The sequence below is a fragment of the Pseudomonas sp. UBA1879 genome (assembly GCF_002338065.1).
Taxonomy (GTDB): domain Bacteria; phylum Pseudomonadota; class Gammaproteobacteria; order Pseudomonadales; family Pseudomonadaceae; genus Aquipseudomonas.
Window position 1 is genome coordinate 39337 of the sequence record NZ_DDHJ01000006.1, and the last position, 19021, is coordinate 58357.

General features: G+C 62.3%; 16 protein-coding genes and 2 pseudogenes. 10 read left to right on the top strand and 8 right to left on the bottom strand.

The window, feature by feature from the left end; translation table 11 throughout:
* Positions 1–149 precede the first annotated feature (149 nt).
* Positions 150–1043 carry a LysR family transcriptional regulator gene (locus B3N48_RS08515; protein WP_296182063.1) on the bottom strand — a complete coding sequence of 298 codons (894 nt, stop codon included), beginning with the start codon at positions 1041–1043 and terminating at the stop codon, positions 150–152.
* A 62-nt stretch (positions 1044–1105) separates the two neighbouring features.
* Between B3N48_RS08515 and B3N48_RS08520 the strand changes: the two are divergent.
* Positions 1106–1231, top strand: a pseudogene (locus B3N48_RS08520) (carbohydrate porin); the annotation flags it as partial.
* Between the two features lie 262 nt (positions 1232–1493).
* Here the strand turns inward: B3N48_RS08520 and B3N48_RS08525 are convergent.
* Together B3N48_RS08525 and B3N48_RS08530 are read right to left on the bottom strand one after the other, a co-directional pair.
* Positions 1494–2855, bottom strand: coding sequence for a 2-hydroxycarboxylate transporter family protein (locus B3N48_RS08525; RefSeq protein WP_296182065.1), 1362 nt, complete (start codon positions 2853–2855; stop codon positions 1494–1496).
* Positions 2856–2913: 58 nt separating this feature from the next.
* Positions 2914–3777, bottom strand: a complete 864-nt coding sequence (locus tag B3N48_RS08530) for an HpcH/HpaI aldolase/citrate lyase family protein (protein WP_296182067.1) — start codon at positions 3775–3777, stop codon at positions 2914–2916.
* A 201-nt stretch (positions 3778–3978) separates the two neighbouring features.
* On the opposite strand from B3N48_RS08530, the gene B3N48_RS08535 reads away from it, so the two are divergent.
* The 4 genes from B3N48_RS08535 (at position 3979) to B3N48_RS08550 (ending at position 8796) form a co-directional block, all read left to right on the top strand.
* On the top strand, positions 3979–4854 hold the full coding sequence (locus tag B3N48_RS08535; protein WP_296182069.1) for a LysR family transcriptional regulator: 876 nt from the start codon (positions 3979–3981) through the stop codon (positions 4852–4854).
* 132 nt (positions 4855–4986) lie between these two features.
* Entirely contained in the window at positions 4987–6177 is a 1191-nt protein-coding gene (locus B3N48_RS08540; RefSeq protein WP_296182070.1) for a CaiB/BaiF CoA transferase family protein, read from the top strand.
* A gap of 232 nt (positions 6178–6409) precedes the next feature.
* On the top strand, positions 6410–7774 hold the full coding sequence (locus B3N48_RS08545; RefSeq protein WP_296182075.1) for a short-chain fatty acid transporter: 1365 nt from the start codon (positions 6410–6412) through the stop codon (positions 7772–7774).
* A 188-nt stretch (positions 7775–7962) separates the two neighbouring features.
* Complete coding sequence (locus B3N48_RS08550; RefSeq protein WP_296182078.1) at positions 7963–8796, top strand: amidohydrolase family protein; 834 nt, start codon at positions 7963–7965, stop codon at positions 8794–8796.
* A 159-nt stretch (positions 8797–8955) separates the two neighbouring features.
* On the opposite strand, the gene B3N48_RS08555 is transcribed toward B3N48_RS08550, so the two are convergent.
* The 3 genes and pseudogenes from B3N48_RS08555 to B3N48_RS26840 form a co-directional block, all read right to left on the bottom strand.
* On the bottom strand, positions 8956–9840 hold the full coding sequence (locus B3N48_RS08555) for a LysR family transcriptional regulator (RefSeq protein WP_296182081.1): 885 nt from the start codon (positions 9838–9840) through the stop codon (positions 8956–8958).
* A 118-nt stretch (positions 9841–9958) separates the two neighbouring features.
* Positions 9959–10615, bottom strand: a complete 657-nt coding sequence (locus B3N48_RS08560; protein WP_296182083.1) for a peroxiredoxin-like family protein — start codon at positions 10613–10615, stop codon at positions 9959–9961.
* A 192-nt stretch (positions 10616–10807) separates the two neighbouring features.
* Positions 10808–10995 (bottom strand): annotated as a pseudogene (locus B3N48_RS26840) (hypothetical protein); the annotation flags it as partial.
* A gap of 130 nt (positions 10996–11125) precedes the next feature.
* Between B3N48_RS26840 and B3N48_RS08570 the strand changes: the two are divergent.
* The gene (locus tag B3N48_RS08570) at positions 11126–11977 is read left to right on the top strand and encodes a CAP domain-containing protein (RefSeq protein WP_296182085.1); all 852 of its coding nucleotides are present in this window, start codon (positions 11126–11128) and stop codon (positions 11975–11977) included.
* 27 nt (positions 11978–12004) lie between these two features.
* Here B3N48_RS08570 and B3N48_RS08575 read toward each other — a convergent pair whose 3' ends face one another.
* Complete coding sequence (locus tag B3N48_RS08575) at positions 12005–12628, bottom strand: cell wall hydrolase (protein ID WP_414704212.1); 624 nt, start codon at positions 12626–12628, stop codon at positions 12005–12007.
* Positions 12629–13248: 620 nt separating this feature from the next.
* Positions 13249–14409 (bottom strand): ABC transporter ATP-binding protein, encoded by a 1161-nt coding sequence (locus B3N48_RS08580; protein WP_296182087.1) that lies wholly within the window; start codon positions 14407–14409, stop codon positions 13249–13251.
* A 232-nt stretch (positions 14410–14641) separates the two neighbouring features.
* On the opposite strand from B3N48_RS08580, the gene B3N48_RS08585 reads away from it, so the two are divergent.
* The 4 genes from B3N48_RS08585 (at position 14642) to B3N48_RS08600 (ending at position 19018) form a co-directional block, all read left to right on the top strand.
* Complete coding sequence (locus B3N48_RS08585) at positions 14642–15673, top strand: zinc-dependent alcohol dehydrogenase (RefSeq protein ID WP_296182090.1); 1032 nt, start codon at positions 14642–14644, stop codon at positions 15671–15673.
* Between the two features lie 73 nt (positions 15674–15746).
* Positions 15747–17093 carry an ABC transporter substrate-binding protein gene (locus B3N48_RS08590; RefSeq protein ID WP_296182093.1) on the top strand — a complete coding sequence of 449 codons (1347 nt, stop codon included), beginning with the start codon at positions 15747–15749 and terminating at the stop codon, positions 17091–17093.
* Positions 17094–17244: 151 nt separating this feature from the next.
* Positions 17245–18150 (top strand): carbohydrate ABC transporter permease, encoded by a 906-nt coding sequence (locus tag B3N48_RS08595; RefSeq protein ID WP_296182094.1) that lies wholly within the window; start codon positions 17245–17247, stop codon positions 18148–18150.
* Between the two features lies 1 nt (position 18151).
* Positions 18152–19018: a carbohydrate ABC transporter permease gene (locus B3N48_RS08600; protein WP_296182096.1), complete on the top strand. Its 867-nt coding sequence runs from the start codon at positions 18152–18154 to the stop codon at positions 19016–19018.
* Positions 19019–19021 lie beyond the last annotated feature (3 nt).

Genomic DNA, 19021 nt, shown 5'->3' on the forward strand with positions numbered 1-19021 from the left:
TCGGGTGCGAACGGTCGCACAGGCGCCGCCGCTTCAGCGCCTGACGCACCACCTCAACCACAATATCTGTCTGTGTGTGCGTGCTCACCCGGGGGGCGGTCCGTGCACACGACCTGCAGGGGCTGACCTGACCTCGCATGAGTCCTTGTTCAAGGCAACCCTTCCCAAATCCGCATGACCCGTTCGCTGCGGTTGGTCCGCAATCGGTGCAGCGAGATGTCGAAACCGATCTGCATGTCCGGCCCCCCGGCAATGACCAACTCCCCCGCCGCCAGCGCCTCCCTGACCACCATGCGTGGCAGCCACGCCAGCCCGCTGCCGCGCCTGGCCATCTCCAGAATCGCCTCGTAGGAATCCGCCTGATACATCATGCGCAACGCCAGCCGCTGAGGCAGCTGCGCCAGGTGCTGGGCCAGCACCCCGCGCAAGGACAGCGTCGACGAAAACCCCAGCCAGGGAATGCTCGACGCGTCGCTGTGGGCGTCAATCGAGAACAGCGCCCGCCCCTGTGCATCTGGCGCACTGACCGGCAGCAATTCTTCCTGCGCCAGCACCCGCGAATCGAAGCGCTCGCTGTCGATCAAAATGCGCGTCAACGGGCTGGAAAAGATCAACTGCAAATCCACCTCCCCGGCGCTCAGCTTGCTGATGGCCTCCTGAGCGCCGCCGGTCACCAGCGACACCGGAAACGCACCGAACTGTGCGTGCAACGACTGATACCAGTCCGGAAAAAACACGCGGGCCAAGGTGCGCCCGGTGGCAATGCGCACCGGCTCGTCGCGGTTCATCCCGAGGTTCTGAAATTGCGCCCGAGCGGCCAGCAACAGCCCCATCGATTGCGTCGCCGCGTCGAGAAACAGCAAGCCTGCCGGGGTCAGCGACAGCGGCTGTTTGCGCTCCACCAACGGCACGCCGACCCAGTCTTCCAGCGCACGAATCCGTCGCCCGAACGCCGGATGGGTCACGCAACGATTCTCCGCCGCCCGCGACAAGCTGCGGGTGCGTGCCAGCTCGATGAAATCTTCCAGCCATTCCAGTTGCATCGAATGTCCTGTTTAGCGTTGTCGGCAAATGAAGCATTTGCGCACAAGCGCCCGCCTTTGTCATGGGGTACGGCCCCGCGGTGTTCAACTCGCGCAGTCGTGATGTGCAAGAGCATGCTGTCTTGGCCCGAGGTGAAGATTTCCCCGATCTGGCCAGCGGCGAAGGGCTTGTGAAGATGACGTATGGCGCGCAGGTGGCGCCATGGCCGTCGATTCGGCCGTCGGTGCAATACATCACGAGCCGGGGGCGTTTTATGGCGAGGAGATCGAGAACACGTTGATTGTGGGGTTGCAGGTCAAGGCGGCGCTCTGAGCCCTGTGCGTACAGCGCGTGGCAGCCGGCTTGCTGGCGAATGCGGCGTGTCAGTCAGCTCATCCGCAGCTGCACCACCGTTTCGCCAGCAAGCCGGTTCCCACACGAACCTCATCTGCGCCCGGCTATCGGTGCCGCTACACCGGCGGCAAATTCGCCAGTATCAGCAAAGCGGCCATCACGGTGATCGCCCCGCCGATACGGGTGGATATCTGCGCGAACGGCAGCAGTTGCATGCGGTTCGCCGCCGTCAGGATGGCGATGTCGCCGGTGCCGCCCAAGCCGCTGTGGCAGCCGTTGACGATAGCGGTCTCGATGGGAAACATACCCATTTTCCGGGCGATCACCAGCCCTGTCAGCACCAGCGTCAGGACAGTCGTGGCGATGGTCAGCACGTTGCCGATGTGGAACGCCGCCGTCAGTTCGCTCCAGTGGGTCACCGCGATGGAGTTGGCGAACAGGAGCGGGTACGTCACACAGGTAGTGAAGAATTTGAACAGCACCTGCGCCCCAACTTCCAGACGCTGCGGCACGGCGTTGCAGAGTTTCAGCAGCACCGCGATGAACAGCATGCACACCGGCCCCGGCAGGCCGAACAGCGCGTGCAACAGCACACCGGCCAGGTACAGCGTGATCGCGCACATGCCCGCCGCGATGACCTGATTGACCGTGTCACCGTCGAAGCGCGTTTCCTTTTCAGTGCCGGGTGCGGTGTCGTCCTGAGGCAGTTCGATCATCTGCAGCCGCCCGTTACCGGTCAGGTGCGGAAAGCGTTTGCCCACCAGATCGAGAAAGCCGCACGCCATGATCGCCATGAGGTTGCCCAGCAAAATGATCGGCAGAAATTGCGCCAGTATCTTGCCGGAATCCATGCCAAGGATTTCGCCGTACCCCACTGACAGCGGAATCGCGCCCTCGCCCAGCCCGCCACCCATCACCGGCACGATGACGAAAAACAGCACCTGACGCAGTTCCAGCCCGCACAGCATGCCCACGGCGATCCCTGCGAGCAATGCCAGCACCGAGCCCACCAGCAGGGGCACGAAAATCTTGGCGAAGCCTTTGATGATCAGGTTGCGGTCCATGGTGAAAATGCTGCCGACCACCACCGCCGAGACGAACAGGTAAATGAAGTTGCTCGATTTGGTGAAGGTTGTGACCGGCGTGATGATCTCCTGCGGTACCCAGCCGAGGCTGACGATGTAGGACGGCAGGAACGCCGAGACAATCGCCGCGCCGCCGATCTTGCCGAGGAACGGCAGCCGCTTGCCGATCTCGCCACAGGTGGCGCCGCCCAGGCCGATGATCGCGATCATGGTCGGCAGGTCGGCCTTGATTTCCTTGGTCAGCAGCAACCCGGCCACCAGGCCCAATAGCAGCAGGTAGACCGGCAATGGAATGAAGCTGATGCGGATGTCCATCAAGCGCCAGAACAGCGCGTTGCGGCGTGGCTCGGACCCGGCCACGTCGGGCCGTGGCAGCGATTCGGCGTTATGCATGGGAAACCTCGTCTTCTTTTATTGTTGTTGAACGGTGTTGCCGGGGTGTCCAGCGCAGTCAGTGAGTCAGCAGCCCGGCCTGACGCGCCTGTTCCAGCACTTGCCGTGCGCGGATCACGAACGGCGCATCCACCATTTGCCCGTCAACCGTGTAAACCCCGACGCCAGCGGCCTGCGCATCGTCGGCGGCTGTCACAAAACGCTGGGCGCGGTCGATCTCTTCGGCGGACGGCATGAACGCCTCGTTCGCTATGTCGATCTGGGTCGGGTGAATGCACGACTTGCCTGTGAAACCCAGACGTCGGGCGTAACGCGCCTCTTCGCGATAACCCTCCGGGTCTTTGATGGCCGCGAACGCCGTGTCGTAGGCGGCGACGTTTGCTTCCCCCGCCGCGAGGCGCACGCTCAGTTGAAGTTGCCGGATGACAGCGGTGTCGCGACGGTCGATGCCCAACGGCTCCAACAGGTCGGCGAAACCCAGTTGCAAGCCCATGACCCGAGGGTGGGCACTGGCAATCTCGGCGGCCAGACGCAAACCACGGGGGGATTCGATATTGGCGAGGATGCGGATGTTGGCCGCTGACGGGTGCTGACGCTCCAGCCGCTCAAGGTCAGCCACCAGTTGCGAAATCTGCTCGGGGCCTTCGACTTTCGGCAGGTTAATGATATCCAGCCGGGTGCCGGCCAGTGCTTCAAGGTCGGCGGCGTAATGCGCCGAATCCTGACCGTTCACCCGGACGACGATGGTTTTGGCAGTGGCCGGAAGATGCGCCAGAAATCCCGCCAATTGCGCACGAGCCTCGGACTTGGCGCTTTCGGCGACCGCGTCTTCCAGATCAAAGCTGACGCCGTCGGCGCGAGAGGACAGGGCTTTTTCGAAGAGTTCGGGACGGGAACCGGGGACAAACAGTTTGCTGCGCATGGGCAATTCACTCGATGACAACGGCGGCCTGAAGGCGTCGCAACGTCGCGCCGGATGACAGGACCCTGTCCCATACCCGGCATTGTTCTTGGAAGCCAGGTGCATGGCCCCGGCGCTGTTAAAAGCCGGGTCCATATTGCAAAAGCGAAAAAGCTAACTAAAGTGCGTATTTCTACGTTTAGAATCCAGAATTTTTAGACTATGGACACGCGCTACCTCGACAGCTTTCTTCACGTCGCCCAACTCGGCTCCACCGCCGCGGCCGCGCGCAAGCTCAACCTGACCCCCACCGCCGTGGCGCAACGGATCAAGGCGCTGGAGCACGAAATCGGTCAGCCCCTGCTCAGCCGCACCGGACGCAACATGCAACTGACGGCCGCCGGTTCCGCGCTGTTGGGCCCCGCCAGTGAATTGCTGGTGCGCGCCCGGGACCTGCGCGCCATTGCCGCGCTGGACAGTGTCGCCGGAGAGCTGCGCATCGGCTGCATCACCACCGCCCTGGCCTATCTCGTCCCCGACGTGTTGGCGACGCTGATCGCCAATTACGAACACCTGCGCCCCCACGTGGAACCGGCGTTTTCCACCGACCTGTACCGCAAGGTGCTGTCCGGCGAAACCGACATCGCGATGATGGTCGCGCCGCAGTTCGAGCTGCCGAAAGAGTTCATCTGGCGTCCGGTGCGCGATGAACCGTTCGTGGTCCTTGCTCCCCGCCACCTCGCCGACGAGCACCCGCACAGCGTGTTGCGCAGTCAGCCATTCATTCGTTACCACCGTCGTTCATGGGGCGGCGTGTTGGCGGACCGCTATCTGTTGCAGGCAGGCATTCAGCCCCAAGAGCGCTTCGAAATGGACGCGCTGGACGCCATCGCCGCGATGGTCAAAGGCAATCTCGGCGTATCGCTGGTGCCGCAATGGCGACCCATGCACGCGCAGTTGGGTGAGCTGGCACAGATCCCGTTACCCGGCGCCGGGTTGTACCGACCGATAGGTCTGTTGTGGAAACGCAATTCGGCCAAAGAGCGTTTGATCGAGGTGTTCTGCAAAGTGTTGTTCGAGCAACTGAGCGCCCGATAAATCCATTTTTTATGGATTCTAAAGCTAGCTAAAACGCATTTTATTTCTCCATTGCGCTGACCAGAATGGCTCCCATGTGCTGCACCGGAGCCTGCACTGTCCGTCCAGCGATAACAAGATCGGAGAACATCCATGTCGCACCCTCGCCCCTCCACCGGCCCGCTCGCCGGGATCACTGTCCTCGACCTCAGCGCTTACATTGCCGGCCCCTATGGTTGCTCGCTGCTGGCCGACCAAGGCGCGACGGTGATCAAGATCGAGCCACCCACCGGCGACAACCTGCGCAAATACCCGTCAACGCTGGCGTCTGAAAGTCGCGCTTTTCTGGGCGTGAACCGCAGCAAATCCGGGGTGGTTCTGGACCTGAAATCCCCCGGTGGTCTGGATGCATTGTTGACCCTGGTGCGTGAGGCCGATGTGCTGGTGCACAACTTTCGTCCCGGCGTCCCGACGCGGCTCGGCATTGACTACGAGCAGTTGAAAGCGGTGAACCCGCGACTGATTTATTGCGCGGTGACCGGTTATGGCGAAGACGGTCCGCTCAAAGCCAAGGCCGGTTATGACCAGGTGCTGCAAACCATGACCGGCATGTGCGCGGCCCAGGGCAAGCCCGACGGCCCGCCTGAAATTCTTTACGGTTCGGTGGTCGATTACTACGCCGCGTCGCTGGTGGCCGGTGGTGTGTCCTCAGCACTGTTCGAACGCGAACGGACCGGACTGGGCCAGTCGGTGGGCGTGTCGCTGTTGCGCAGCGCGCTGGCGATGCAGTCCGCACGGCTGATCTGGGCGGACAGCGAACCCCGCTCACTGGACCGCGACATGCGTTCCGGCGGCATCACCGGGATTCACCCGACCCGCGAAGGCTACTTGTACCTGTCGGCCAATACGCCGCATTTCTGGACGTCCTTGTGCGAGTTGACCGGGCTGGAACATCTAGCGAACGACGAGCGTTTCAGCACCGTGCGCAACCGGGCGACTCATCACGCGATCATCGTCCCGCAATTGCACGAAGCCCTTCAGCAGCACAGCGCGCTGGAATGGGAAACGATTTTCGGCGAAGCCGTGCCGTGCGCCGCTGCACGTCGGGTCGAGGACATGTTCGACCACCCGCAGTGCGAAGCGGAATCGCTGATCACCGAGTTCGAGCACCCTGTCGTGGGGCGCTATCAGGGCTTCACCCGCGCCGTGACCTTCAGCCGCACGCCCGGCTCCGAACCCTTCGCGGCGCCGGTGTTTGGCGCGGATTCGGATCGCGTGATGGCCGAGCATGGATTTACCGATGAGCAGATTGCTCAGCTGCGGGCGAGCGGCGCCTTGCAATGATTCCGGACACCTGCACGACCTGATGTTCGCCCGCCCCTTCGTAGGGGTGCGCTTGCCCACGATGGATCTCCTGCCAGACACCGGAACATCCGGGTTGACGCCATCGCGAGCACGCTCACTCACACAGGACGTGTGTCTTCACAGCACCAGAGATTTCCCACAACCACAATAAAAGGGATCGCCCCATGAACAGCACCACGCAACCCCTCCGACTGCACGGAGGCCCTCGCACATGAACACGGCGATCACGGCCCCGCGTAGCCTGCGCACCCGTTTCACCGACAGCACGATCAGTCTGTTCGAACGGACCATTCCCGACCCGTTTGTGCTGGCGATTTTCATCACGTTCATCGTGGCCGTCGTTTCGTTGCTGGTGGCCCCGAACGCCTCTCTCGATGCGCTGTTGGGCGGCTGGTATAAGGGTTTCTGCAACATTTTCACCTTCGCGCTGCAGATCACGCTGGTGCTGGTACTCGGCCACGCGCTGGCCCACGCGCCCATCGTGCAGCGTTTTTTCACTCGCCTCGTTGCCTTCGCACGCACCCCTGCGCAAGCCGGTGCGATGATTTTCCTGTGCGTGGCGATGACCTCGTTTTTCAACTGGGGCTTCGGATTGGTCCTCAGCGCCCTGCTCGCCCGGGAAATCGCCAAACGCATGCGTGTGGATTTTGCGTGGCTGGTGGCAGCGGGATTCTCGGGTTGGGTGGTCTGGGCAGGCGGGCTGTCCAGTTCCATCGTGCTGGCCCAGACCACACCGGGCAACCCGATGAACGTCGTGGAAAAACTCACCGGCCATGTCCTGAGCCTGGGTGACATGGTGTTTGTGCCTTACAACATGGTGCCGACCCTGGGGTTACTGGTGATCATGCCGTTCGTCCTCGCGGCCCTGCGCCCCAAGGATGAAGACGCGGTGTGCCTGGACATCACCCAACACCCGGACCCGGAACCCGCCAAACGCCCCGAAGGCAAACGCAGCTTCGCGCAATTCCTCGAATACTCGCCGTTGGGCAGCGTGATCATGGGCGCGCTGGGCATTGCCATCGTCGCGTATTCGTTCACCGGGCATCTGCAATTGTCCGGGGTCAACGGCGTGATCGCGATCATGTTCACCCTCGGCATCATCCTGCACGGCTACCCGCTGGCCTACGCCAATGCGGTCAAGGGTGCGGCCAGACAGAGCGGCTCGATGATCCTTCAATACCCGCTTTACGGCGGGATCATGGGCATGATGGAGGCCACCGGTTTGCCCGGGGTGATCGCTAAGCTGTTCGTGGCGATTTCCACCACCCACACCCTGCCGTTCTGGAGCTACGTGTGTTCGCTGCTGGTCACCTTTCTGATTCCCAGCGGTGGCGGACATTGGGCGGTGCAAGGGCCGTTCGCGATTCCGGCGGCGGTGGAGTTGCACGCCTCGCTGTCCGCCACCACCATGGCAGTGGCCATGGGCGAGCAGGTGTCGAACATGCTGCAGCCATTCTGGGCCGCGCCCGTCGTGGCCATGGCGGGCGTCGGCGTGCAGCGGGTGCTGGGGTTCACCTTCGTCACCTTTCTGGTGGCGATGGTGGCGTACGGCGCGGCGTTATTGTTGCTGGTGTAAAACCTCAGGACGCGCGGACCTCTGTGGGCGCGAATTCATTCGCGAAGGGGGTGTCAGGCGACAGGTGTCTGTCTGGCGTGACGGCGCCTCGCGAATGAATTCGCGCCTACAGTGACCCAGGCATCCTTGAAATCTGGACGTGATCACCGGCCCAGAGCAAGCGACACGCAAACGACGAGGCGAGCACAATGAAAACACTCAAGCTGAAAACGCCTGCTAACAGCTGCGACGCGCACATCCACATCATCGACCCGCGGTTCGCCCCGGCTGACCCTTCGACGCCGCCTGCCCACGGGCAATCGATCACCGACTACCACAAGGTTCGCGAATCCCTCGGCCTGCGTCGTGCGGTGATCGTGCAACCGAAGTATTACGCCACCGATAACCGCTGCACCCTGGACGCCATCGCACACATGCGGGGGCAGGCGCGTGGCGTTGCGGTGGTCGACACCCGCGTCACCGACAACGAGCTGATCACGCTGCATGAAGGCGGTATTCGCGGCCTGCGCTTCAGCCTGTGGAATGCGGGCAATCAAGTGGTCAGCGTCGAGATGATCAAACCCTTGGCCGAGCGCATTGCCGAGTTCGGCTGGCACCTGCAGATCCATATGGCCGCGGAGCAAATTGTTGAACAGCAAACGCTGCTGGCGAACCTGCCGGTACAGATCGTCTTCGATCACATGGGGCGGATGCCCGTGGGTTCAAACGCCAGCCACCCCGGGTTTCGCTTCATCGCGCGGCTGATCGACGCCGACAAGGCCTGGGTCAAGCTCAGCGGTCCTTACCTGAATACCGCGCAGGGCGGACCGCGTTACGCCGATGTGCGCTCGCTGGCCCAGGACTTCGCCACACTGGCACCGCAGCGCATGGTCTGGGGCAGCGACTGGCCCCACGTCACCGAGGCCCATAAACCCGATGACGCCGACCTGCTGGACCTGTTGCTGGACTGGACCGACAGCGACGCTGCACGGCAGGCCATTCTGGTGGACAACCCGGCGCAGCTTTATGGGTTTGATGAGTGAGAGAAAGTCGCCGCATCTGCGGCTCTCGACGGTGAGCGCGAATTCATTCGGGGCGGCATTCGACGAGAAGTCGGCACGTCCGATCCATCGGTGCGGGATAGGTCTCTGAATCGCGAATGAATTCGCCCCCATAGGTCGAGCGAGCCGCCTGACGTTTTGTCAGTGCGCCAGCAACGCCGCCACGTAATCGACGAACGCCCGGGCCTTGACGCTGGTCATGCGCCCGGCCGGAAACACCGCCCACACATCGATGGGAGGCAGGGTCCAGTCGTCGAGCACAGTCACCACTTCGCCACTGGCCAGCTCCGGGGCAAACATCCATTCCGAGGCCATGACCAGACCGAGATTGGCTTTCACCGCGGCGCGCACGCCTTCGGCCGCCGACACCCGGATGCGCCCGGTCAGCGATGCGCTGAACACGTCGTCACCTTGGCGCATGTCCCACGTGTCGCCGCCAATGCCGCGCTGGTAGATCACTCCCTGATGGCCAGCCAAGTCGCGGGGATGGGTCGGTACGCCGTGGCATTGCAGGTACGCGGGGGTGGCGATGAGGCGCCGCCGCCCCTCGGCGATCTTCCGGGCGGTCATCGATGAATCGCTTAATGCGCCCATGCGCAATGAGACGTCGATGCCCTCTTCCACCAGATCGACGCTGCGGTCATCCAGGATGACTTCGACCGTCAGTTGCGGGTGCTTTTGCAGCAGCGGCCCGAGATAGGGCACCACGTGCAAGCTGGCAAAGGTCACCGGCGCGCTGATCCGCAACCGCCCATTGAACCCTGCCCCGGCGCCCTGCACGGCGGCGTCGGCCTCGTTGGCCTGATCGACCGTGCGCCGGGCGGCCTCGTAGTAGGTCCGCCCCGCTTCGGTGGGGGTCAACCCCCGGGTGGTGCGCAGCAGTAGGCGGGTACCGAGGGCTTCCTCCAGCGAGGCGATGGATTTGGACACGGCGGGCTGTCCGACCCCAAGCCGTTTGGCCGCTGCCGAGAACGAGCCGGTTTCCACGGCGCAGATAAAGGTTTCCATCGCAGCAAGACGGTCCATCGGAGTTCCTTGTCAGTCGAAACAGTGCGCGCAGCATCGCCGATCATTCGACGGGCTGCAAAATCTGTGAACGGCAAACGCCGCCACACAGGGTGACGGCGGGTGTTACGGCGGCGACTCAGCCGCGCAAGGCCGGCAACAGGTCGGTGGGTTCCGGGCGTTGGGTGTAATCCGGATTGACCTCGGCGTACGTGATCACACCGTCCTGGCCGATCACGAACCGCGCGGGCATCGGCAGCACCCAGGCCGGGTCGTCGTTGAAGGTCGGCAGGTCATTGCCAAACCCTTTGTAGAGCTCAATCAGGTAATCCGGCAGTGTGAAGCGCAGGCCGAAAGCTTCGGCGACCTGGCTTTTGACGTCGCTGAGAATCGGGAACGTCAAGCCATTCTGGCGCACCGACTTGCGGCTATTGGCTTTGACCTGGGGCGAGATCGCCACCAGGCTCGCGCCCAGCGCTTGATACTCAGGCAGGGCGGCCTCGAGGGCTTGCAGCTCCATGTTGCAGTACGGGCACCAGACGCCCCGGTAGAAACTGATGACCAACGGCCCCTTGGCCAGCAGTTCGGCAGAGGACACCGGATGGCCGTCGGGATCATCGAGGGTGAAGACCGGCGCTTTGTCGCCGACCTTCAATGTACGCTCGGCCTGGCCGGAGGCGATCAGTTCGTCAGTGGCGCGCTTCATGATGGCGTGCACGGGAGCTGGTGCGTTGTAGGGCGGTTTACCGGCGACGAAATCGGCTTTGAAGGCGTCGAGGGTGGCTTGCAGGGTCATGGCGGCGTTCCTTGTGAGTGGTGAACATTGGGTGAGCTCATCCTCTCAAGCCGCGCCGAAGCCTAGTAGACAGCGCCGGGCGATAACATTCATGCCCGCCGGGAATACCCCCTCGACCGCGCCCCCCGCGCTGTCGTATGAACGCTGGATCGCCATGGCGTCATCCGCCATCACGTGCAGCATCCACGATGACCAACGAGAGGCCGCACTCGCTGTGACCGCCCGCTGCGGGCCGTACCAGTACCACGCGTACGAATAGCACGACGCGACGTAGGCCCTGTTCGCCAGATGGGTCGCGGTGACAGCCAGGCGCAGGTTGTCGTTGAGCGAATCGATGTGCGGATTGTCGCCATGCACGTCGCGTCGAACACTGTGCGTCCGACCGATTCAGGCGTTTGCCGTTGCAAAACCTGCAACTGGACTGCAACCTCCATGAATTCTTCGGCTCAGACTATTTCGAACCAGGCAAAATCGCGCATCATGGCCGCAGTCAGCTCAAGGGAGATCTTCATGCGTTTCACAACACTCACGCATCTTGCGGCCGTTTCAGGCCTGCTGATGTTGACCGGGACCGCGCTGGCCAGCGAAGAAACGCAGTTGATTCAGTCCATCAACACCTACCGCAGCGAAGCGCAACCGTGCGCCAACGTCGTGTCTCAAGAGCTGCCGCCGCTCAACCCTGACCCGCGTTTGAATCTGCCCGCCAGTGGCGCTGTCGATCTGCAGCCGATGCTGTCCCGGGCGTCGTACCCGATGGTTTCCGTGCAGGCCATCAGCCTGTCCGGCCCGCGCGATGCTGCCTCTGCCATGAAAGCGATTCAGGAAAGTTTTTGCCAGGTGGTGCTCAATCCACAGTTCGTCGACGTGGGCGTGAGCCGTAATGATCGCGACTGGCGCGTCGTGCTGGCGCGCCCGCTACTGACCGGCGGCTTGGGCAATGCTCAGGCCGAGGGGCAGAAAATCCTCGCGCTGATCAACGACGCCCGCAGCAAGCCGCAACAATGCGGCGGCCAACCTTACAGCCCCGCCTCGCCCCTGACCTGGAATGACACCCTGGCGACGGCGGCGGAAGGCCACACCCGCTCCATGGCCAACAACAATTATTTCGATCATAAGGGACGCAACGGCGGCACCCCCGGCGACCGCGCGGAGCTGGCCGGTTATATCGGCCAGGCGATTGGCGAAAACATTGCCGCCGGGCAGGACAGCGGCCGTAAAGTGGTCGACGGCTGGCTCGCCAGCCCCGGCCATTGCCGCAACATCATGAACCCGGCGTTCCGCGAATTGGGCGCCGCCTACGCGGTGGACCCGAAGAGCGATGCGGGGATCTACTGGACGGCGATGTTCGGGGTGCAGCAGTGAGGCGTTTGATGCTGCCCGCGCGGCGGGTCACTTCGCCTTGCCATCCCTCGGTTTGTAAAACAGAAATTTCCCGGTCTCTGCCGTGCGCAGGTAGTGCGACGCCCACGCCGGTCTGACGTTGCGGTCGTGAAAATACATCGCGCCTCGGGTGCGGTCAGTCAGTTGCTGGTTCAGGGCCTTGCGGGCAATTTCCTTGGAGGCGGCGTAGCGGTCGTCTTCTTTCACCTCATCGGATTTGCCGTCGCACCACCAGGAGAACTGGCAGGCTTTTTTCTCGACACCCTGCTTGACCACGCCACAGATGGTGTCGGGATACCCCTCATGCCCCAGGCGGTTCAGCACCACGTCGGCGACCCCTTCCATGTCGGCATCCGTCCCGCCCTTGGCCTCCCAATAAATGGTCCGCGACAGGCAGACCAAGGCGTCGTCCACCGACGCCGCCCCCGCCGGGTCGACCGCCTGCGCCTCGGATTGGGTGATGATCTGGCTGCTGGGCACAGCCGGGGTGGGGCCGTCTTTCTCGGCCGCCTTCTCTTCCAGAATCTGCGCTTTGCTGACCACGGCTTGAGGCTCAGGCGTGGCGTCGGCGGCCATAACCTGGCTTGCGAGCGCGGCCATGATCAGGCAGAGCGAAAAGGACATGAGGCGCATCGTCGAACCTTCTCCTGGAGGCCGATCGGTCCTGCACCCGCGTCACCGTGGACGGCTGTTTGGAAGCGCATCGGTCGGGTGAATCGGAACGTCGCAAGCGGTCGTCGACTGTTGTTTTGGTGGTTGTGGGTCGAGATGCTGAGGGGTAACAGCGACCTTCAGCTTCGCTCGCCGAAAAGCAGCATAGTGGCATTTTAACTTTACGCAATAGGCGCTGTGTAAGCCCATCGGGGTGTGCAGAGGATTGCGATCTGATGCCGGACGATTGGGCGCTGCGGGAGCTCGTCGTGTCAGACGGTGCGATGCCACTGCACCACCGTCATCGCGGCCGTCGTCCCTCCGGCGGCGCCTACAGGACCTCAGCGTATCGACCAGCCGCGCCAACACAGAACCCGTAGGAGCAACCGGAGGCACGACGGTCGCGAAGTGGTGGTCGGGCAACACATCACCCACTGCCCCGCCGCCGTCGTCCCTACGGCGTTTTCTATATGACTTCAGCGTATCGAAAAGCCGCGACAGCACAGAACCCGTAGGAGCAACCGGAGGCACGACGGTCGCGAAGCGGAGTGTCGGATAACACATCACCCACTACCCCGCCGCCATCGTCCCTCGGGTATCTCCTACGGGCGCTGTGGAAGGCTGGGGATGGGGGCCTGGTGCTCAACCGGTGGGCGTTGTGTTTCGGTGAAATGCCGTTGGTGCGCCAGCGCCTGACCTTGGGCGTCGAACAGGTGGCAGCGCTCACCCGACACGCCAATCGACAACGTCTGACCGGCCTTCACCGGGGACAGGCCGTCGCCCTTGATCATCAGATCGCTGCCGTCGGCGGTTTCGGCGTGGGTGAAGGTTTCGCCACCGAGGTGCTCGACCACCCGCGCTTTGGCCGGGATTTGCGCTTCGCCTAGCCCGTGTTCGGACAGGTGTTCAGGGCGCAGACCGAGGATCAGGGCATCGCCGGGGTTGACGCCCTCGCCGTTGACCGGCACCCACAACGTCCCGCCACCGGGCAAATTCACTTGCACCCCGTCGGTGCTGACCGCTGCGGCAGAAACCGTGAGAAAACTCATCTGCGGCGAGCCGATGAACCCCGCGACGAAGCGGTTACGCGGGTGATGATAAAGCTCCAGCGGCGAGCCGACCTGTTCGATGCCGCCCTTGTTCAGCACCACGATTTTATCCGCCAGGGTCATGGCTTCGACCTGATCGTGGGTGACGTAGACCATGGTCGCCTGCAGGTCGGCGTGGAGCTTGGCGATCTCGATGCGCATCTGCACGCGCAGCGAGGCGTCGAGGTTGGAGAGCGGTTCGTCGAACAGAAACACTTCCGGCTCATGAACGATGGCGCGGCCGATGGCCACCCGTTGCCGTTGCCCACCGGACAGGGCCTTCGGCTTGCGGTCGAGCAACGGCTCGAGTTGAAGAATACGCGCGGCGTTGCGCACCTTCGCTTCGATCTGATCCTTGGGCAGTTTCTGCATCTTGAGGCCGAAAGCGATGTTGTCGTAAACCGACATGTGCGGGTACAGCGCGTAGGACTGGAACACCATGGCCACGCCGCGATCGGCCGGTTCAAGGTAGGTGACGTCCCGCGAGCCGATGCGAATCTCGCCCTGAGTGATGCTTTCCAGGCCGGCGATACAACGCAGCAAAGTCGACTTGCCGCACCCGGACGGCCCGACGAAAACCACGAATTCGCGGCTTTCGATGCTCAGGTGGATGTCATGCAACACCTTGATGTCGCCGTAGGCTTTCTCGACGCCGCTAAGGCTGAGCTCGGTCAAAATCGTATCCCCTGAAATTATTGTTGTTGTGATCCAGTCAACACCGATCGATTGTAGGAGTGAGCTTGCTCGCGATAGCGGACTGTCAGCCTCCACATTCATGAAAGAGAGGACGCCATCGCGAGCAAGCTCACTCCTACAGGTGCGAATTCATTCCGGAGCTTGACAGGCTTTTATTTCGCTCTACGATCATTTGTAATTCTAAAAATACAAATGTCAAGGAGCACACCGAATGCGGGCTGCATACATCCATGGCATCCGCGACATTCGCCTCGGTGAGAAACCGCTGCCGGTGCCCGTGGGCGACGAGGTGTTGCTGCGTGTCAGTGCGGTCGGCGTCTGCGGCAGCGACTTGCATTACTTCAAGGAAGGCGCCATTGGCCACGCCACAATCACTCAGCCGTTCATCGCCGGGCACGAATTCGCCGCCCGAGTGGTCGAGGATCACCCCGCCCTCGGCCTCAAATCCGGTCAATTGGTGGCCGTGGACCCGGCCAAACCGTGCGGCCAGTGCGAGTGGTGCCAGCGCGGCCATGTGAACCTCTGCCCTGACGTGCAATTCCTGGGCTCTCCCCCGCATACCCATGGCGCCATGACCGAATACATCGTCGTTGCGCCGAGCCAGATTCACCCCGTTCCCGATCACTTCACCCCGGTGCAGGCCGTCATGCTGGAACCACTGGGCGTGGCGATTCACGCCATGGACCTGGCCGGGACTCAAAAACTGTTTGAAACCGTGGCAATCATCGGCTGTGGCCCAATCGGCCTGTGCCTGCTGCAACTGGCGCGAAGGCTGTGCAAAAAAGCGATCTACGCCATCGACCCGATCAACTACCGCACCGAAAAAGCCCGGCAATTGGGCGCCGATGACGTGTCGGCCGATCACGCGGCCATTGCCGAGTGGACCCACGGCCGAGGGGTCGATCTGGTGCTGGAGGCCAGCAACTCACCCGAAGGTTTCCAGATCGCCGCGCAGTCTGCACGCATCGGTGGCCGCGTGGTATTGGTGGGCATTCCCGATGGCGATCAATACAGCCCGCTCAGCGCGTCGTTGCTGCGGCGCAAGGGCCTGGATATTCGCATGTCCCGGCGCATGGGCCATGTCTACGACCGGGCGATTCAACTGGTCGCTCAAGGGATCGTGGACGTGGATAGCCTCGTCACCCATCGCTTCGATCTGCAACAGGCCACCGAAGCCTTCAGGTATCCGGCGGAATTCCTCGACGGCGCCCTGAAAACCGTCGTGCTGCCACACCCGGACTAGATCGTTCACACAGACACGCGCATCCGCGCAAACCCCGCGTACTCCTCATCCACAACAATAAAGAGGTCACGTCATGAAGAAGTTGGTATGGAACGCCCTGGCTCTATCGGTTGCGCTGGGGTCCGCCCTGGGCTCGACCGCGGCGCAGGCGTGGACGCTGGAAGAAGCCTCGGCGCCCTACAAGGGCACTGAAATCAAGGCGATTTTCCTCGACCGGCCCGGCTACGCCGCCGCCATCAAGCTGCTGCCCGAATTCGAGAAGAAAACCGGGATCAAGGTCAGCTACGAAACCATCCCCTACGAAAACAGCCGCGAGCGCCAGGTGTTGAGCTTCACCTCCGGCGAACAGCTCGACGTGGTGCTCACCGACGTGGTGTGGATCGGCGAATTTGCCGGGAACGGCTGGCTCGAACCCATTACCACCTTCACCAAGGACAGCAAGCTGGCGGACCCGGACCTGAAGCTCGATGGCTTCTTCCCGATCCTTCTCAAGTCCTTCGGCGGCTGGGGCGATGAAACCTATGGCCTGCCGTTCGATAACTATTCCGGCCTGCTGTTTTACAACAAGTGCATGCTCAAGGATGCCGGGTTCGATAAGCCGCCGGCGACCTGGGAGGAAGTGCTCAAGGATTACGGGCCGAAGCTCACCGACAAAGCCAAGGACCGCTACGCCTACGCCTTGCAATCCCGGCGTGGCGAAACGCAGTCGGCGGACAGTTTCATGCGCTTCCTCTGGCCGTTTGGCGGCTCGCTGCTGGACGCCAACTTCAAGTCGAACCTGAACTCGAAGGAATCCCAGCAAGGCCTGCAATTCCGTCAGGACCTGATGAAATTCATGCCGCCGGGCATCGTCGATTACGACCACAACGAAGCGGTCAACGCGCTGGCTCAGGGCAAAGTGGCGATGATCACCGAATGGTCGGCGTTCTACGGCACCCTGGCCGACCCGAGCAAATCGAAGATCACCGACTGCCTTGGCGTGGCCACCGAACCCAAGGGTCCGGCCGGTTTGAAACCCGCACTAGGCGGCTTCTCGCTGGGAGTCAACTCGAAATCCGAAGACAAACAGAAGGCCGCCGCGTGGCTGTTCATCCAGTGGGTGACCTCCGAAGCCATGGCCAAGCCGTACCTGGACGCGGGCGGCGTGAGCGGTCGCATGTCGGTGTACAAAGACCCCGACGTGCAGAAGAAATACCCGTTCGTGCAGCCGATGGTGACCTCGTGGGAAGGCGGCGTGCCGGACTACCGTCCTCGTTTCCCGCAATGGCCTGAAGTGTCCGAAGTGGTGGGCGAAAACGGCACCGCGATCATGCTCGGCAAGACCAGTGTGGCAGACGGCGCGAAGGCCATCGGGACCAAAATGGAAGACATCCTGAAGAAGGCTGGTTACTACGATGGCAAGGTCAAATTGCTGAAATAGAGCTTCATAACGTGTGGGAGCCGGCTTGCTGGCGAAGACGGAGTGTCAGACACAGCGGGGTTGAATGACACACCACTTTCGCCAGCAAGCCGGCTCCCACAAGGCGTTCGCGCCGTTGCAGACGCCTAGACCTGACCAGAGATCCAACACCATGCCCAAACACAAAAAACCGGTGTTCCCCACCCTGTGGAACAACACCCGTGCTGCCTTTTCCTTCCTTGCCCCCGCCACTGTGGCGCTGGCGTTGATCGGGATTTTTCCGACGGTGTTCGCGCTGGTGAATTCGTTCCGCCAGTACAACCTCGCCCGCCCCAAGGATGCGACCCCTTTCATCGGTTTCGACAATTACCTCAACGTCCTCAACGACGCGTCGTTCTGGGCAGCTTTGGGTCGGACCGGGCTGTTCCTTATCACCGTGGTGCCGATTCAACTGGCCCTCGGTTTGATGATTGCCCTGCTCCTGCACAAGCCCGGTCTGTCGGGCTTCAAGCTGTTGGCGCGCATGAGCCTGGTGATTCCCCTGGCCACCGCGCCGGCCGTCGCCGGTCTGATCGGGCGGCTGATTTTCAACCGTGATTTCGGCGTGGCGAATGCGTTGCTGTCGATGCTCAACGCCGGGCCGGTGGAATGGCTGGGCGACACCACCAACGCGTTCATCGCTGTGGCGCTGATGGACATCTGGCAATGGACGCCGTTCTGCGCACTGGTCCTGCTCGCCGGGCTGACCATGGTGCCCAACGAAATCGAAGAGGCCGCGCGCCTGGAGACCCGCAGCCGCTGGCAGATCGTGCGCTACGTACAGCTGCCGTTTCTGCTGCCCAGCGCCACAGTGATTCTGATCCTGCGCACCGCTGACATTCTGAAAATGTTCGACACCGTGTTCACCATGACCCGTGGCGGCCCGGGGGCGGCCACCGAGTTGGTGAGCGTCTACATCCAACGCATCGGTTTTCGCGTGTTCGACCAGGGCGTGGCCTCGGCGCAGGCGATTCTGCTGCTGATCCTGACCATCGTGCTGGCGCGCCTGTACATCAAATTCGTTTACCGGGAGATCTGACATGGCCACTGTTTCTGCCGCGAACGTCGTGGCCGCACCCGAGCGGGTCAAGCCGAAGATGAAGGTCAATGCCTGGCACCTGGTGGGGCTGCTTGCGATCTTCCTGTTTGCCGTGTTCCCCTTCTACTGGATGGTCGCCACCAGCCTCAAGACCCAGGCCGAAGCCCTCGCTTCGCCACCAATCTGGGTCTTCACCCCGCACCTGGATAATTACCTGAAAGTGCTGTTCGAGCGCGACGTGCTGCACAGCTTGAGCAATTCCCTGATCGTCGCGGTGTGCACCACAGTGCTGTCGGTGGGCCTCGGTACCCCTGCCGCGTATGCCTTGGCGCGGTTCGAATTCCGGGGCAAGGAAGACCTGTGGTTCTGGTTCATCACCAACCGCATGTTGAGCCCGATTGTCGTGGCGCTGCCGGTGTTCCTGATGGCGCGCAGCCTGAGCCTGATCGACACCCACCTGGTGCTGATTCTGGTGTACCTGACGTTCAACCTGCCGATTGTGGTGTGGATCTGCACCGATCAGTTTCGTGGCGTGCCCAAGGATCTCGACGAAGCGGCGCGCTTGTCCGGGGCCTCGCGCTTCACGATTTTCTGGCGCATCGCCCTGCCACTGGCGATGCCTGGGGTCGCGGTGTCGGCCATCTTCTCGTTCATCTTTTCCTGGAACGAGCTGCTCTATGCGCTGGTGCTGACCCGCAACGCCGCGCGTACCGCGCCGGTGACTGCCACCAGTTTCATGAGCGGTTACGATTTACCCTGGGGCGAGATCATGGCCACCGGCACGCTGATCGTATTCCCGGTGATCATTTTCGCGTTGATGGTTTCCAAGCATCTGGTACAAGGTCTGACCATGGGCGCCGTTAAGTAGGCG

What these genes read in the sequence shown, in the direction of transcription:
- B3N48_RS08515 (WP_296182063.1), bottom strand. Translation starts at nt 1,043, where the DNA reads ATGCAACTGGAATGGCTGGAAGATTTCATCGAGCTGGCACGCACCCGC.
- B3N48_RS08525 (WP_296182065.1), bottom strand. Translation starts at nt 2,855, where the DNA reads ATGCATAACGCCGAATCGCTGCCACGGCCCGACGTGGCCGGGTCCGAG.
- B3N48_RS08530 (WP_296182067.1), bottom strand. Translation starts at nt 3,777, where the DNA reads ATGCGCAGCAAACTGTTTGTCCCCGGTTCCCGTCCCGAACTCTTCGAA.
- B3N48_RS08535 (WP_296182069.1), top strand. Translation starts at nt 3,979, where the DNA reads ATGGACACGCGCTACCTCGACAGCTTTCTTCACGTCGCCCAACTCGGC.
- B3N48_RS08540 (WP_296182070.1), top strand. Translation starts at nt 4,987, where the DNA reads ATGTCGCACCCTCGCCCCTCCACCGGCCCGCTCGCCGGGATCACTGTC.
- B3N48_RS08545 (WP_296182075.1), top strand. Translation starts at nt 6,410, where the DNA reads ATGAACACGGCGATCACGGCCCCGCGTAGCCTGCGCACCCGTTTCACC.
- B3N48_RS08550 (WP_296182078.1), top strand. Translation starts at nt 7,963, where the DNA reads ATGAAAACACTCAAGCTGAAAACGCCTGCTAACAGCTGCGACGCGCAC.
- B3N48_RS08555 (WP_296182081.1), bottom strand. Translation starts at nt 9,840, where the DNA reads ATGGACCGTCTTGCTGCGATGGAAACCTTTATCTGCGCCGTGGAAACC.
- B3N48_RS08560 (WP_296182083.1), bottom strand. Translation starts at nt 10,615, where the DNA reads ATGACCCTGCAAGCCACCCTCGACGCCTTCAAAGCCGATTTCGTCGCC.
- B3N48_RS08570 (WP_296182085.1), top strand. Translation starts at nt 11,126, where the DNA reads ATGCGTTTCACAACACTCACGCATCTTGCGGCCGTTTCAGGCCTGCTG.
- B3N48_RS08575 (WP_414704212.1), bottom strand. Translation starts at nt 12,628, where the DNA reads ATGCGCCTCATGTCCTTTTCGCTCTGCCTGATCATGGCCGCGCTCGCA.
- B3N48_RS08585 (WP_296182090.1), top strand. Translation starts at nt 14,642, where the DNA reads ATGCGGGCTGCATACATCCATGGCATCCGCGACATTCGCCTCGGTGAG.
- B3N48_RS08590 (WP_296182093.1), top strand. Translation starts at nt 15,747, where the DNA reads ATGAAGAAGTTGGTATGGAACGCCCTGGCTCTATCGGTTGCGCTGGGG.
- B3N48_RS08595 (WP_296182094.1), top strand. Translation starts at nt 17,245, where the DNA reads ATGCCCAAACACAAAAAACCGGTGTTCCCCACCCTGTGGAACAACACC.
- B3N48_RS08600 (WP_296182096.1), top strand. Translation starts at nt 18,152, where the DNA reads ATGGCCACTGTTTCTGCCGCGAACGTCGTGGCCGCACCCGAGCGGGTC.